The sequence below is a fragment of the Bradyrhizobium sp. S3.3.6 genome, from assembly GCF_040546905.1.
In the GTDB taxonomy this organism is placed as follows: domain Bacteria; phylum Pseudomonadota; class Alphaproteobacteria; order Rhizobiales; family Xanthobacteraceae; genus Bradyrhizobium; species Bradyrhizobium cytisi.
The window spans coordinates 214,451-229,456 of sequence record NZ_JBEPOT010000008.1 but is presented as its reverse complement, the minus strand read 5'-3'; the positions used below and the strand labels follow the sequence as shown (position 1 = coordinate 229,456).

The window sequence follows — 15,006 nt, the reverse complement described above, 5'->3', positions numbered from 1 at the left end:
TCCCTCGACGCGTCGCTGAACCATCAGCTACCCGGCTGGGAACATGACGCCTGCAGACGGCGCAACCCGGTTGAACCTGCGTTGCCCGGCCGAGGGTATCCGCCCATCGCGGCCTATTACGGCAAGCTCGCTGCGACTTCCTCCCTTGGAGGGCTGATCACCTGAACATGAAGAGTCCCGATGTGAGGTACGGCATTACAATGCCGTACCTCACATGGGCTCGTTCGACTTATGCCGACCGAGCGATCAAGCGTCGATCAGTTGAGCCCGGATCGCGTATCGAACGAGACCTGCAACCGAATTTACATTCAGCTTGCGCATAGCCGCTGCCCGATGCGTTTCGGTCGTTTTCACGCTGACGTTCAGGATGGAGCTGATGCCCTTGTTGCCGTAACCCTCCGCCACCAACTTGACCACGAGCTGTTCTCGCGGCGAGAGTATCTGAAATTCTTCTTCGGCCGGGCCATCGTTCCATTTGCTCGAAAGTGTGCCATTGAAGAACGGCTTGTGCGCCAAAAGCGAGGCAACGGCAGTCAACAGCAACTTGTTCGCATCCGATTTAGCCAGGAATGCCCGGGCACCCGCTTCAAAGGCTTGGCGTGCGAGCAAATTGGAGTTGTAAGCCGTGAAAATGAGAACTTCAGTCTGAAGCGACGCCTCCCTGATCCGCCGCGCAACTTCTATTCCGGTCATGCCGGGGAGAGAGAAGTCGACGATGGCGAGATGAGGCTCGATCTTGATCACTGCAGCCAGCGCGTTGCGCCCGTCACTCGCTTCAGCAACGACTTGCCAGTCGGCATGTTGTTCCAGGACCGCTCGTAGCCCGGATCGGACAGCCGTATGATCGTCAGCGATAAGAATCTGCTTCATGGTCTGAACTCGAGCTCATTACGCGCACAGTCTGCCTAGTCTGGCGCCGAGCGAATTGCCCCGCTCTGCATGTTCGGCGACCGGACCTTTATTTCAGTTCTTGGCCGAGCTCCGATGGCTGTCGCGACAGTTGGCTGGTTGAGTTTTCGTCGTTTGTAATGGTACGGGACAATCGCACACAACGTGGTACCAGGAAGTCGCCGTCCCGGTGCAGACCATATCTCAAGCCGCCCGCCCATCTGCTGAAGTCTCGCTCTCATCGCGGGAATTCCGACGCCGAGCGATGTGGAGGTGCCGTCTGGCGCCCGGCCGGCGATTCCGCACCCATTGTCGCTGATCCGCAACTCAAAATGGTTGTCTGCTATCTTACCCGATATCTCGACCTCCGTCGCTCTTGCATGACGGAAGACGTTGGTGAGAGCCTCCTGAACGATCCGCAACAACGAGTGCTGGCCCTTGTAAGATAGTCTGTCGATCTCAGGTGAGATTTTGGTTCTGACTTTCAGCGCGGTTCGAGCACTGAATCCCCTGGCATATTGCTCGATAGAAACCTTCAATCCATCGACGGTCAGATTGCGGGGATGCAACAGGTAGGCAAAGGCCCTTATTTCCTTGAGCGCGAAATCGATGGATGTGTCGATGTCGTCGAAAAGCCGCTCTACCATGGCTGGGTCGCCTAAGGCAGTCCGGACCCTCATCATGCTGAGACTTGCAGCGATCAGATACTGACATGTCGAATCGTGGAGATCGGATGCTATGCGCTGCTGAATATCCTCCTGAATATGGACCAGCCTTGTGTTGACGCGTCCATCGATGTCAGGCCTCGATTCAGTGAGGCTTCCGGATGAGTAGCTGCTCACGTCTCGATGGCTTCCAAGCAACTTGGTGACGCTGCCCGCATCTGGATCGAAAACCGGAGTAGCGACCGTCTCAAAATCGCGCAGGGATCCGCCAAACGCGAGGCGATGTCTGACATAAACCTGACGGCCCTCGCCGAGGCAGGTACGAAAGGCTTTACAGATGGGTCGAGCGTCTTCCGCGCCGAGACAGTCGGAGACGGGCGTCCCGCTGACGAAGTCCGACGGAATGCCAAGGACAGCTCTCAGAGCCGGGTTTATGGTCTCGTACAGGAATGTTCTTCCGCGCAATACGCGCACGGCAAAGAGGTAATCGGTAGTAATCGTCCAATATCTCTGCTCGTCGCCTTGTTCGGAGCCAATTGCGGGACGCTTCTGGAAATCGGTCCGAACGGATGGAGCTCCCCTGGCGAGATGTTGCCTCAAGTCACGTTCTCTCTGTGTTCAGGGGCTCGCAACATCGCAATCCCATCTGACGAAAGTTGTCTCTCTTCTATTCGCGTAAGTCGTAGTGGTTGAAAGACGGTCGGCGTTGCCTCGTAACTCAGAATCTGCGGCACGGTCGGATAGCCGCGTGGTTGGCGATGTGGAGATCACGTTGCCCCGACCGCGGGACGTATCGCAGCTCACAACGACCGACGAGTTCGTCCAACTCTACCGTCGCATCTGGGACTTGCTAGGAAGCGAAGTGGAGAAGAGCTATGTCCAGCAGTGACGCGCCCCTCCTCGAAACGCCCGCGATGAAGCCGACACGCCCCGAGAAAAGCCGGGCAATCCACGGGAGCACCTTGTCCTATCGCCTGCGCGTGCATCTTGCGCGGGCGTTGCTCCTGGGCGGTTTCGTCGGATTTTGGGAGATCGGCGTCCGAGCCGGTTGGCTCGATCCCTTCTTTTTCCCGGCGCCAACCCAGATCATAAGCCGCGTCCGCGATTGGATGATAACCGCTGAGCTTTGGTCCGATCTTGGCACTACGCTGCTCGAGACGATTTTGTCGTTCCTGGGCGGTATTGCACTGGGCACGAGCCTTGGTATTTGGCTCGGCCTATCTAGGTTCGCGTCCGACGTTTTGCAGCCCTTCATCAAGGTCGTGAACGCTATACCGCGCGTACTTCTCGCTCCGATTTTCGTAATCTGGTTTGGCCTGGGACTCGCCTCCAAGGTAGCGCTCGGCTTGATGATCGTGGTCTTCATTGCGTTCTTCAATACCTATCAGGGTATTCGCGAAGTGAACCCCGTAGTGCTAGCCAACGCCCGGCTGCTGAAGGCCAGCCGATGGGCTTTGTTGCGGCATGTCTATTTGCCATCAGCGACCAGCTTCATCCTGTCGTCGTTGCGCGTGTCCGTTGGAATGGCTGTGCTCGGTGCAGTTGTCGCTGAATATCTCGGCTCCTCCGCAGGTCTTGGTCATCGGATATCCGAAGCTGAGGGGGTTATGGATGCCACCGGCGTTTTTGCTGGCCTCGTGATCCTGTCCGTCTTCGTTGTCGGTATCGACGCGCTGGTCGACGCGCTGGAGCGCAGGCTTCTTGTCTGGCGTCCAGTAACTGCGCACGAGCACGATAGCTGAACGCGACCAGAACTTTCCCTTTATAAGGAAATTGCAGATGAGCAACTCAACTCGTTTGAATGCGCTGTTCGGTGCTGCCATGATGTTCGGAGCGGCATCGTCCACGGCCACGGCGACCGAGCCCGAAAAGGCAAATGTAAGCCTGGCCGTCGGGTCGATGATAATGAATTACATGCCCGTCGGCCTGGCCGAATCGCGCGGCGAGTTCAAGAAGGAAGGGCTAACCGTAACGGTCCAGAATTTTGCATCGGGAGGCACGAAAGCGCTGCAGGCGCTCATTGGCGGGTCCGTCGACGTCACCGTAGGAGCCTATGATCATACGATCCAGATGCAGACGAAAGGGAAGGAGATCGTCTGCGTCGCGCAGCTCAACACCCGACCAGGCTTTTCGATAGGAGTTCGTGCCAGTCTAGCTGAAAAGGTCAACAGCGGTCGCGATCTCAAGGGCCTGAGGATCGGCATAACTGCGCCAGGTTCAAGTGCGGACATGACGGTGCGCTACTATCTGCGTCGCAACGGCCTGAAGCCCGCTGACGCGCAGATCGTGGCTGTGGGCAGCGGGCCACCAGGAATGGTTGCTCTTGAGAACGGCAATGTCGATGCACTTATTTATTGGGATCCTATTGCTACAATTCTTCAGCAGAAGAAGGCAGTGAAGGTCCTCTTGGACGCGCGCACGCCTGAAGGTGCGGAATCGGCAATAGGCGGGAAAATCTCACCGTTTGCCTGTCTCTACGCGACACGTGCCTTTATCGAAGCCAATCCAGAGACAACACAACGACTCGTCGACGCGTTCATCCGTACTCTACGCTTCATTCAGCAGGCGCCCGCGGCAGAGATTGTCCACTCATTGCCAGACGCATGGAAACTGCCCGGCCAGCATGACCTCAACGTTCAAATCATGGAGGCATCCAGGTCGTTGTTTTCAGCTGATGGCTTCACGGACCCCGAAAGCACGAGAATCCCACTCGCGATTCTGTCCGGCTACAGCGATGAGATTGAGAATTTCAAGATCGATCTGTCGAAAACGTACACAAACCACTTCGCGGAGGAGGCCGCACGGCGCTTGAAATAGACATTCACTCCAGACCTCTATCGCAACGAGCGCACGATGTCCAAGCAGTTCGGCAGTTCATGATGTATCTCGACAAGCCACCTCGGTTGATCGAAACGCGCGTTCTCTCGTCAATGCCGGCGCAGTTTCGTCGCCCCGGCGTCTCCTCGGAATGGGCGGATGCCAATCGCGGTGGCCGTTCCGTGGATTGCTTCCTCGAGGGGCCCTCGATCGATAAATCCGGAAATGTATATGTTGTCGATATTCCCTTCGGTCGCATTTTCCGGGTTTCACCTGACGGCGCCTGGTCTCTGATAGTCGAATATGACGGCTGGCCCAACGGGCTGAAAATCGCTCCGGATGGACGAATAATCGTCGCCGATTACATGAACGGTCTCATGGAGCTCGACTCGGAGTGCGGCACAATCCGCCCCCTGCTGAGCCACCGCAATTCCGAGTCCTTCAGGGGCTGCAACGATCTTCATATCGCGGCTAACGGCGACATCTATTTCACAGATCAGGGACAGACTGGCTTGCACGATCCGACTGGCCGTGTGTTTCGCCTTTGCGCTGGAGGCCGCTTGGACTGCCTCGTTTCAAACGGGCCGAGCCCGAACGGGCTAGTGCTCAATTTGGATGAGAGCGTGCTGTTTGTGGCGATGACACGTGACAACAGCGTCTGGCGTATGCCGCTTATGCGCGACGGTGGCGTCGCGAAGGTTGGACGGTTCAGTTCGTTTTTCGGGACTAGCGGACCAGATGGACTCACATTGGATCGCGATGGGCGACTCTTTGTCGCGCACGCGTCCCTCGGTCACGTGTTCGTCTTGGCGCCGAACGGCGAAGTGATTGCCCGCATCAAGTCGTGCGCAGGGGCGACCTGCACAAACGTCGCCTTAGATGCGGCCAACAACGCATTGCTCATTACGGAGTCCTCTACGGGGTCGCTGTTAGTTGCAGATCTCAAAGATCTTTCTTGATCCCAACCCACTTGGTCTGAGCCAGAAATCCGGCCTATAGGATGCTTGCTTGCGAGCCTCAGTCCCATGCCGCTCTGCCGATCGGTTGGCGAAGTCGCAGCTCCCGGTCTTCTCTGCCGTTTCCAGATCCTCTTGCTCCTTATGCTGATGCTCGGGATCGATTCGCAATCGTCGCTCAGGGTCCGCTGCGGAATGCCGCAGTAAAACTTACAGTGACAGTGCTGGACTGCACCCCTCAAGTGAGACACGATTATCTCGGTGATAGGGCATTTCCGAGGATGTCCTGTGGCGGCAAGAGGGAAGAACCGTCAAGCGTGCTGAGCTTGGCCCCGGAGTGCGGCGATTTCCTTTTCCTGGCCTTCATCGAAAACATCTTGGGGTGTCGAATTCCTCTTGCGCTTGCGGGCCGAGGCCAGTTCGTTGTCGATGGGTAGCTTGCCGAGCGCAGGCCCGCCTTCGCCTCTTGAACTTCGGCGCGGCAGCCGTCACTCGCTTCGCTTTTGACGTGTGGCACCGGCTTGCCGAGCCGAAGCTCGCGAAGCGAGCGAAGGCTGGTGGGCCCGGCAGGACTCGAACCTGCAACCAGACCGTTATGAGCGGCCGGCTCTAACCATTGAGCTACAGGCCCCGCCGCAGGACGGCCGCGGGAATGCGCGGCCGGCAACGGTGCGCGGTTCGTTTACAGGGCCGGAGGCGGGGGTGCAATGCCGGGTCTGGCGAACCGCAAGCGCAGGCGCTGTATCGCCGAGCATGTTCCGAATAACCGAATTCTGCGATCTTGGGCTTATGCCACTGTTTTGCCCGACGTGTCAAAGTGTTTTGGGGTGCTGCGCGCTTTCGCCTCTGTAACCCGCTGAAATCGCCTGGCTTTTCTACTGTGCATGGGGTTGTTTTCGCAAGTTCTTGCTGGAAGGGGATACGCCGGTCCCCTCACCACGCTTCACTCGCGGGCTCTCGGCCCGTGGCAGGTTGTCCGCTCAGTCCACCGAGACCCCGGCGAATGCCACGACCTTGCGCCACTTCTCGGTCTCGTCGGTGACGAGCTTGCCGAACTCGGCCGGCGTCATCGGCTTGGGGATGCCGCCATTCTCGGTCAACCGCGCCGTGACCTTCGGGTCCTTCAGCGCGTCGCCGACGGCCTTGTTGAGGATCTCGACCACCTCGGGCGGTGTGCCCTTTGGCGCGGAGATGCCGTAGAAGCCGACCGCTTCGAAGCCCGGCACGGTCTCGGCGATCGCAGGCACGTCGGGCACACCAGGCCAGCGCTGCGGCGAGGTCACGCCGATGGCGCGGACAGTGCCGCCGCGCGACTGCTCGAGCGCGGAAGGAAGGTTGTCGAAGATCAGCTGCACCTTGTTGGAGATGATGTCCGGGAAGGCGATCGCAGAGCCGCGATAGGGCACGTGCACCATGTCGCACTTGGTCATCACCTTGAACAGCTCCGCCGACATGTGCACCGAGGTGCCGTTGCCGGACGAGGCGAACGAGATCTGGCCGGGATTGGCCCTGCAATAATCGATGAACTCCTGGACCGTCTTCACCGGCATCGCATTGGAGACGACCAGCATGTTGGTGAGCTGCATGATGCTCGCGACCGGCACGGTGTCGCGCAGGAAGTCGAACGGCAGCTTCTTGTAGAGCGAGGTCGAGATCGCGTTGTTGGGCGCGACGAACAGCAGCGTGTAGCCGTCGGGGGCTGCGTTGATCGCGGCACCGGCCGCGATGTTGCCGCCGGAGCCGGCGCGGTTCTCGACGATGAATTGCTGGCCGAGCCGATCCGACAGCGCCTGCGCCATGATGCGGGCGACGATGTCGACCGGGCCGCCGGCGGCAAAGCCGATCATCCAGTGCACCGGGCGGTCGGGATATGCGGCGGAGGCGGGAGGGGAGGCTGCGAAAACACCGAACAGAAAAACCAGCCCGAAAACAGCGCACCGCAAAATTCGCAACATGATGCCTCCCATTGTTCTATTGTCGTTGGGGGCATGCTTTCACAAAAACCGCCCGCTGCCTACATCGCCTCAAGTCGATGTTGACGCGGGCGCCGCCGGAACGACCATGAAACTCGCGATCACGATTCTCATCAGTGCGGCGCTGCTCGGAAATTTCCTTGCAAGCCCCGCTGCTGCTCAAACCGGAGGCAATGCCATTTCCACCACGACGATCAGCCTGGGCACCGCGACGCCCGGCGGCGGTTTCCCGCTTTATGGCAACGCCTTTGCGGAGGTGATGAACGCGGCAGATAGCGCGCTCACCATTGCTCCGCGCAACACCAAGGGCAGCAACGAGAACATTCCGCTTTTGGAGAAAGGCGAGCTCGATCTCGCGCTGGTCGCGGGCGAGCCGGCCTATGAGGCGTTTGCTGGCATCGGCCGCGCGAAGGTAGCGCTGAAGATCTTGACCGCGATCTATTCCAACCCCGGCATGTTCGTGGTGCGGGCGGACAGTCCGTACAAAACGATTCATGATCTCGTCGGCCAGCCGGTTGCGTTCGGCGCCAAGGGCTCGGGCCTGCCGATCCTGGCGCGCTACGTGCTCGACGGGCTCGGCCTGAAGCAGGACGAGGATTTCAAGGCTGTTTATCTCGACCGCGCCGGCGACGGCCCCGCGATGGTCGAGGATGGCCGCGTGGCTGCACTGTGGGGCGCCGGCATCGGCTGGCCGGGCTTTGCGGCGGTGGCCTCGAGCGCATCAGGCGCGCGCTTCATCGCGCCCTCTGCCGAAGAGATCACGCGCATCCGCGCCAGGCATGCGTTCCTTAAACCCCTGACCGTGCCGGCCGGCTCCTATCCCAAACAGTCCGAGCCGATCGCCTCGCTCGGCTCCTGGAGCTTTGTGCTGACGCGCGAGGATCTGCCCGACGATGTCGCCTATCGTCTCGCGAAGACGCTGCACAGCGCCGAAGCGATCTTCTGTAGGAAGCTCGCCCAGGCCTGCGAGACCACCGCGGCGAACACGGTCGCGGCGGCACCGAAGCCGGAGCTGATTCATCCGGGCGTGATGCAGTATTTTCGCGAGATTGGAGTCGTGAAGTGACGATCGCTTTAGGCGCTCGTCACTTCTTCAGCATCGGACACGCCGGGTCCGGCGGGCCGAACGCCTTGTCGCCCGAGATCGTGGTGAGGATCTTGTAATAGTCCCACGGATATTTGCTTTCCTCCGGCGTCTTCACCTGGACCAGCCAGAGGTCGTGCACCATCAGATTGTCTTCGCGCAAGCGGCCGTTGCGGGCGAAGAAATCCTCGACCGGCGTCTCGCGCATTTTCGCCGCGACCTTGAGCGGATCGTCGGTGCCGGTTGCCTTGATGGCGTTGAGATAGTGCATCACGCTGGAATAGACGCCGGCCTGCCACATCGACGGCATCTTGTTCATCTTGGCGAAATAGCGCTTCGACCATTCGCGCGTCTTGTCGTCCATGTCCCAATAGAACGACGTCGTCAGCAACAGGCCCTGCGCTGCCTGCAGGCCGAGGCCGTGGATGTCGGTGATCAGCGCGAGCAGCGCCGCCATCTGCTGGCCGCCCTTGAACACGCCGAACTCCGAGCCGGTCTTGATCTCGTTCATGTTGTTCGGGGGACCTGCCGCGATGCCGATGATCTTGGCCTTGGACGCCTGCGCCTGCAGCACGAAGGAGGAGAGATCCGGCGTCGCCAGCGGCGGCTTCACCGAGCCGAGCACCTTGCCGCCATTGGCGGTGATGACGCTGGAGGCATCGCGTTCGAGGGAGTGGCCGAAGGCATAGTCGTCGGTGATGAAGAACCAGCTGTCGCCGCCGCGCTTGACCACCGCGTCCGCGGTGCCGACCGCGAGCGCGCGGGTGTCGAACACCCACTGTATCGCATAGGGCGAGCAGAACTTGCCGTGGAAATCGGCGGTGCCGGTGGAGTGGGTGATGAACAGCCGCTTCTTCTCGTTGGCGACGTTCTGCACCGCGAGGCCAACGGCGGAAACCGGCACGTCGACGATGAGATCGACCTGGTCGACATCGTACCAGCGCCGCGCGATGCCGCCGCCGATATCGGCCTTGAGCTGGTGGTCGCCGATCACGATGCTGATCGGCTTGCCGAGCACCGTGCCGCCGAAATCGTCGATCGCCATCTGCGCCGCGGTCACCGAGCCCTGGCCGGTCGGCGCGGAGGCCGGGCCGTTCATGTCGGTGAGCACGCCGATCTTGACGATGTCGTCGGACACCTGCGCCATTGCGGCGCCCGACAGCAGCGCCGCCGCCAAGGGCATCGCTATAAAGGCAGCCGCGACCGGCAGTCCAAATCTCGCTGGATTCACGCTTGTCCTCCCCTGATCCGGCTCGTTGGCCGAAGTTGCCTGTCCCGGGTACGGCCCGGCTGAATTGGTTTCTTTTGCAACTATTTTGGGGCGGGCGTCAATGTCAGGCCGCGAAGCGGATCTGCCCGGCGGGGGAGGGATCGTAGCCGGTCAGCTCCTCGGCGCGCCGGCGCAGCCGCCGTTCGCTGAGGAACCGGATCAGGGCCTGCATGGCGGGGCGGAAATAGCTGCGCTGCCGCATCGCAAGGTCAAAATTCTCCCAGACCAGCGGCACGAAATCGAGACCCGCCGAGCGCGCCGCCGCGCGCGTCGCAACGCCGCAGTCGGCCTGCCCGGCGCGGACCACTTCGGCGAGATCCGGCCCGGTGAGGGCAGGCGTCTCCACCCGGCGCAGATCGCGCGTCGAGGCGCCCGCGCGCAGCAGCAGCACGTCGAGCAGCATCTGCGCGCCCGTGCCCTGTTGCCGCGTCGCCATCCGCGAGCCGAGCGCGAGCACGTCGGAGAGACCGCGCAGCCGCTTCGGATTGCCCGGCGGCAGCACGAGACCCTGCTCGCGGCGCACGAAGGCGACCAGCAGCGCGTCATGCAGGTCAGGCGCGTCCCGCAGCGCCGCCGCGCTGGCGTCGGAGGCGAGATTGCCCTCGGCATCGAGGCTGTGGAAGTGCACGGCGACTGCCATCACCTCGTCACGTTGCAGGCGCTCGAGCCCGCGCGCACTGCCTTCGGTCATCGATCCCAGGCCCGAGCCGGACTCACGCAGGCTCCAATCCAGGAGCTCGTCCTGGCTGCCGCCCACGACCGGCGGCGGCTCCGCCGTCAGCATGCCGGCTGGACGCGCCATGCCTGACAGGACCCAGAGATCGAGCTCGTGCCGCGGGAAGAGCCATTTGCCGGTCACCTTGGTGCACGGGATCGCGCCGTTGGTGACGAGTTCGTAAAGCTTGCGTTCGCCGAGACGGAGATAGTCCGCGGCTTCACTGGTCGTCAGGAATTCCATCCTGCATTCCTATGCAAATTCTTGCTTCTTTTTGACGTTAAACGCAGGTGGAATTCTGCACTTCGATTTTTGTCCGCGCGAACCATGCCCGATGATCTCGTTGCTTTGCAACACATCCTGACGCGTGTTTTGATTTTGGTTGACGATCTTGCTGGGCTCGAATGGTGCGGGCGTTGCGGCCGTTGCGCTCGTGATTGCAGTCAACGTGGCGGTTGATTGATTGCCGAAATTTCCCGGATAACTCGTCTTCGTCCGCTCGCCGACGCGTGGTGAACTTGCCTTTCGGTGGTGGTCAGGCTCAAGCTCTATCTCCTGTTGCTGTGGCAACTGGCAAGTCCGTCACGAGTGCGGCGCAATCGAGCATCATGATCGCGTCTTGTTCAATGGGAACCCGTCATGGCCGTTCGCCGACTGACCGTTGCATTTGCGCTTCTCTGCGGCCTCGCCGGAGGCATTGCGGCCTCGTCTGGCGAGGAGCGTGCGATCGTCCTGGCCTCGACGACATCGACGCAGGACTCCGGCCTGCTCGACTATCTGCTGCCGATTGTCCGCGACAAGACCGGCATCGAGGTGACGGTGATCGCACGCCGCAGCGACGAGGTGCTCGACGTTGCACGACGGGGCGAGGTCGACGTCGTGTTGATGCATGCCCGGCCGCAAGAGGAGAAATTCGTCGCTGACGGTTTTGCCACGAAGCGCTACGACGTGATGTACAACGATTTCGTGCTGATCGGGCCGAAGAGCGATCCCGCCGGCGTGAAGGGCAAGGACATCGCCACCGCGCTGAAGGCGATCGAGGCCAAGGGTGCGCCGTTCATCACGCGTGGCGATCGTTCCGGCACCCACGCGGCGGAGCTTGCTCTCTGGATCGTTGCCGGCATCGACATCGCCAGTACAAAAGGCGCCTGGTATCGCGAGAGCGGGCAGGGCATGACCGCCGCCCTCGACGCCGCACGCGCGGCGAATGCCTATGTGCTCGCGGATCGCGCCAGCTGGATCGCCTTCAGGGATCGCGGCGATCTCGACATCGTTGTCGAGGGCGACAAGCGGCTGCTCAACCAATACGGCGTGATGCTGGTGAACCCGGAGAAGCATCCGAACGTCAAGAAGGAGCTGGGCCAGACCTTCGTCGACTGGTTGACCTCGCCGGAAGGGCAGGCGGCGATCGCAGGCTTCAAGGTCGACGGGCAACAGGTGTTCTTTCCGAATGCGGACAAGCCCTGATTGGCCGAGGCACGAGCGGTTGCCAAACCGAGCGATGCGTGGTCCACCATGAGGCATGACCCAGCGCCTGCCGCCCTCGCTGACGCCGCTCGACACCGCGCTCGCTGTTTTGCTGCGCGGCATCGGTCCGGTCGCGCCGGTCGAGTTGCCGCTGGCTGAAGCCGTCGGCTGTATCGCCGCGGGGATGCCGCAGCTCGCAGCCTATCCGCCGTGCGACATCGCTGTCGTAGATGGCTGGGCGTTGCGTGCCAACGATCTGGTCGGTGCGTCCTCCTATTCGCCGCTGCCTCTGACCGGGCTTCCCGTGTGGGTCGACGCCGGCGATGCGATGCCGGCAGGGTGCGACTGCGTGCTCGATGCCGGCGCCGTCGAGGTGTCGGGCCCGCTCGCCCAGGTTCTGGCCGAGGGCGTTCCAGGGCAAGGCGTCGGGCGTGCCGGCGGCGACACCGCAGACCGCTCGCCCGCGGCCACAGCGGGACTTCCCATCGATGCAACGGCTCTGTTGCTCGCGCGTGTCGCCGATGTCGAAAGGCTGAGCATCAGGCGACCGCGGCTGCGCATCGTCAACGTGCCGGGCGCCACCGCGACGATGCAGATGATCACCGACCTCGCGCGCGCGGCGGGATTGGAGGTGACCGCGCATGAAGCCGGCTCACGTGATGCGACATCGATTGCGGAGGCGCTCGATGTCTCCGTCTGCGATCTGCTGCTGACGATCGGCGGCAGCGGAGCCGGTCGTGCGGATGCCTCGGTAACGGCGCTGGCCCAGCGTGGAGCCGAATTCGCCCACGGCCTCGCGCTCCAGCCCGGACGCACCGCAGCCGCTGGGCGGCTCGGAAAAGTTCCCGTCCTTGCCTTGCCCGGGGCGCCCGCTCCGGCCCTCGCGGTCTGGTTGGCGCTTGTGCTTCCGCTCATCGACAGAATGTCGGCGCGGCAGCCGCGCCGCACAGTGACCCTGCCGCTCGCGCGAAAGATCGCGTCCAGCGTCGGCATTGCCGAGATCGCTCTGCTGGCCGAGGAACATAAAACGTGGATGCCGCTTGCAGTCGGTGAATGGCCGCTCCACGCCATTGCCGGAGCGGATGCATGGCTGCTCATTCCCGCCAGCCATGAGGGATTTGCGGCGGACGAGCCGGTCGATGCTTATCTGATGCGGGAATGATATGGGTTCCGGCATGACGATGATCCCAAAACCGCCAGATCGCAGCGCGCTCGAACAGGAGCAATTCCTCAAGATCCTCTCACGCGAGGAGGCGCTCGCGCGGTTCGAGGCGGCCCTGTTTCCGCGCGCGATCCCGAGCGAACAGCGCAGGCTTGCCGATGCGCTCGGTACGGCACTGGCTGAAGACATCACCGCACCGATCGACGTGCCGCCCTTCGACCGCTCGAATGTCGATGGTTTTGCCGTACGCTCGGCGGATCTTTCCGCCGCCGGTGAAGGCGCATCCGTGCGGCTCGCGCTGAACGGCGAGACCATTCACTGCGGCACCGTGCCCAAGCTGCAAGTCGCCGCGGGCACCGTAACGCCGATCGCCACTGGCGGCCCCGTGCCGCGAGGCGCCGATGCTGTGGTCATGGTCGAGCACACCCAGCCGGCCGGCCCCGACGCGATCGATGTTCGTCGCGCCGCCTCGCCGGGGCAATTCGTGTCCTATGCCGGATCCGACATCGCGCGCGGCGAGGCGCTGCTGCGCGCCGGCACGATCATAGGCTCCCGTGAGATCGGCATGCTGGCGGCCTGTGGCATCGCCGAGGTGAAGGTTGCGCGGAGGCCGCGCGTCGCGGTGATCTCCACCGGCGACGAACTGGTGCAGCCCGGTGAGGCGCTTGCGCCTGCCGCGATCTACGACACCAATGGCGCCATCGTCGCGGCCGCGATCGACGAGAACGGCGGCGAGGCCATCTTCCTCGGCGCCATTCCCGACGACGAAGCCAAGCTCGAAGCCGCGATGCGCCAGACGTTGGCGGATGCCGATATGCTGGTGCTCTCCGGCGGCACGTCGAAGGGGGCGGGCGATCTGTCCCATCGCATCATCGGCCGGCTCGGCCAGCCCGGCATCATCGCGCATGGCGTTGCGCTCAAGCCGGGCAAGCCGCTGTGTCTCGCGGTGTGCGACGGCAAGCCGGTTGTGATCCTGCCGGGCTTTCCGACCTCGGCGATGTTCACCTTCCACGACATGATCGTGCCGGCGCTGCGCAGAATGGCCGGCCTGCCGCCGCGCTCCGATGCCAAGGTGAGTGCCACCGTGCCGGTGCGCATTGCTTCCGAGCTCGGCCGCACCGAATTCGTCATGGTTTCGCTGGTCGCGGGCAAGGACGGCCTGATCGCCTATCCCTCCGGCAAAGGCTCCGGTGCGATCACGTCCTTCGCGCAAGCCGACGGCTTTTTGCGCATTGACGCGCTCGCCGACCAGATGCCGGCGGGGACCGAAGCAGAGGTCACTCTGTTTACGCCGCATGTGCGGGTGCCTGATCTCGTCATCGTCGGCAGTCATTGCACCGGCCTCGATCTCGTCACCGCACCGCTCGCGCATGCCGGCCTTACCGTGCGCTCGATCGCCGTCGGCAGCCTCGGCGGACTTGCGGCAGCGAAGCGCGGCGAATGCGATCTCGCGCCGATCCATCTGTTCGACGACAAGAGCGAGACCTACAACACGCCTTACCTCGCCGAGGGACTCGAGCTCGTGCCGGGCTGGCGGCGGATGCAGGGCATTGTGTACCGCAGGGGCGACAAGCGTTTTGAGGGGCTCGGCGCGAAGGAGGCCATTGCTGCTGCGCTCGCCGACCCCGCCTGCATCATGGTCAACCGCAATCAGGGCGCCGGCACGCGGATCCTGATCGACCGGCTGCTCGGTGGCGCCCGTCCGGACGGCTATTGGAACCAGCCGCGCTCGCACAATGCGGTCGCCGCAGCCGTCGCGCAGCACCGCGCCGATTGGGGCATGACCATTGCGCCGGTCGCCCATGCGGTCGGCCTCGGTTTCATTCCGCTCGCGGAAGAGCATTATGACTTTGCGCTGGTCGCAGCGCGCAAGCAGCGTCCTGCAGTGCAGGCCTTTCTCGACGCACTCGGCTCGGACGACGCCCGCGCAGCGCTGGAGCGCGCTGGCTTCCGGCCCGCGTAAACGATAGACGACGCGGCATTCAAGCCGCGCGGACAATAGGGTAGGG

13 protein-coding genes and 1 tRNA gene are annotated in these 15,006 nt (G+C 62.5%); 7 read left to right on the top strand and 7 right to left on the bottom strand.

Features of this window, described 5'->3' with window-relative positions; genetic code table 11:
- Positions 1-246: 246 nt before the first annotated feature.
- Both ABID59_RS23590 and ABID59_RS23585 read right to left on the bottom strand, forming a co-directional pair.
- Positions 247-870: a response regulator gene (locus ABID59_RS23590; protein ID WP_354084958.1), complete on the bottom strand. Its 624-nt coding sequence runs from the start codon at positions 868-870 to the stop codon at positions 247-249.
- A gap of 35 nt (positions 871-905) precedes the next feature.
- A complete protein-coding gene (locus tag ABID59_RS23585; protein WP_354084957.1) occupies positions 906-2,153 on the bottom strand; it encodes a sensor histidine kinase in 1,248 nt (415 codons plus the stop codon).
- A 314-nt stretch (positions 2,154-2,467) separates the two neighbouring features.
- Here ABID59_RS23585 and ABID59_RS23580 point away from each other — a divergent pair, with 314 nt between their 5' ends.
- From ABID59_RS23580 to ABID59_RS23570, 3 genes are read left to right on the top strand one after another with little or no spacing between them, the layout of a single operon-like run.
- Positions 2,468-3,295 (top strand): ABC transporter permease, encoded by an 828-nt coding sequence (locus ABID59_RS23580; protein ID WP_354085044.1) that lies wholly within the window; start codon positions 2,468-2,470, stop codon positions 3,293-3,295.
- 37 nt (positions 3,296-3,332) lie between these two features.
- Positions 3,333-4,370 carry an ABC transporter substrate-binding protein gene (locus ABID59_RS23575; protein ID WP_354084956.1) on the top strand — a complete coding sequence of 346 codons (1,038 nt, stop codon included), beginning with the start codon at positions 3,333-3,335 and terminating at the stop codon, positions 4,368-4,370.
- Positions 4,371-4,429: 59 nt separating this feature from the next.
- A complete protein-coding gene (locus tag ABID59_RS23570; protein WP_354084955.1) occupies positions 4,430-5,329 on the top strand; it encodes an SMP-30/gluconolactonase/LRE family protein in 900 nt (299 codons plus the stop codon).
- A 552-nt stretch (positions 5,330-5,881) separates the two neighbouring features.
- On the opposite strand, the gene ABID59_RS23565 is transcribed toward ABID59_RS23570, so the two are convergent.
- Positions 5,882-5,957 (bottom strand) — tRNA-Ile (locus tag ABID59_RS23565).
- Positions 5,958-6,306: 349 nt separating this feature from the next.
- On the bottom strand, positions 6,307-7,281 hold the full coding sequence (locus ABID59_RS23560) for a Bug family tripartite tricarboxylate transporter substrate binding protein (RefSeq protein WP_354084954.1): 975 nt from the start codon (positions 7,279-7,281) through the stop codon (positions 6,307-6,309).
- Between the two features lie 106 nt (positions 7,282-7,387).
- On the opposite strand from ABID59_RS23560, the gene ABID59_RS23555 reads away from it, so the two are divergent.
- A complete protein-coding gene (locus tag ABID59_RS23555) occupies positions 7,388-8,365 on the top strand; it encodes a TAXI family TRAP transporter solute-binding subunit (protein ID WP_354084953.1) in 978 nt (325 codons plus the stop codon).
- 19 nt (positions 8,366-8,384) lie between these two features.
- Here the strand turns inward: ABID59_RS23555 and ABID59_RS23550 are convergent, their stop codons facing one another.
- From ABID59_RS23550 to ABID59_RS23540, 3 genes are all read right to left on the bottom strand, one after another.
- Positions 8,385-9,614 (bottom strand): ABC transporter substrate-binding protein, encoded by a 1,230-nt coding sequence (locus ABID59_RS23550; RefSeq protein ID WP_148755384.1) that lies wholly within the window; start codon positions 9,612-9,614, stop codon positions 8,385-8,387.
- A gap of 103 nt (positions 9,615-9,717) precedes the next feature.
- The gene (locus tag ABID59_RS23545) at positions 9,718-10,611 is read right to left on the bottom strand and encodes a substrate-binding domain-containing protein (RefSeq protein ID WP_354034708.1); all 894 of its coding nucleotides are present in this window, start codon (positions 10,609-10,611) and stop codon (positions 9,718-9,720) included.
- 9 nt (positions 10,612-10,620) lie between these two features.
- Positions 10,621-10,938, bottom strand: a complete 318-nt coding sequence (locus ABID59_RS23540) for a hypothetical protein (RefSeq protein WP_148755386.1) — start codon at positions 10,936-10,938, stop codon at positions 10,621-10,623.
- A 69-nt stretch (positions 10,939-11,007) separates the two neighbouring features.
- Here ABID59_RS23540 and ABID59_RS23535 point away from each other — a divergent pair, with 69 nt between their 5' ends.
- The 3 genes from ABID59_RS23535 to ABID59_RS23525 are packed head-to-tail and all read left to right on the top strand — an operon-like array spanning position 11,008 to position 14,960.
- Positions 11,008-11,835, top strand: coding sequence for an ABC transporter substrate-binding protein (locus ABID59_RS23535; RefSeq protein ID WP_354084952.1), 828 nt, complete (start codon positions 11,008-11,010; stop codon positions 11,833-11,835).
- 55 nt (positions 11,836-11,890) lie between these two features.
- Positions 11,891-12,997, top strand: a complete 1,107-nt coding sequence (locus tag ABID59_RS23530; RefSeq protein ID WP_354084951.1) for a molybdopterin-binding protein — start codon at positions 11,891-11,893, stop codon at positions 12,995-12,997.
- Positions 12,998-13,010: 13 nt separating this feature from the next.
- Positions 13,011-14,960 (top strand): molybdopterin biosynthesis protein, encoded by a 1,950-nt coding sequence (locus ABID59_RS23525; RefSeq protein ID WP_354084950.1) that lies wholly within the window; start codon positions 13,011-13,013, stop codon positions 14,958-14,960.
- The last annotated feature ends 46 nt before the right edge of the window (positions 14,961-15,006 follow it).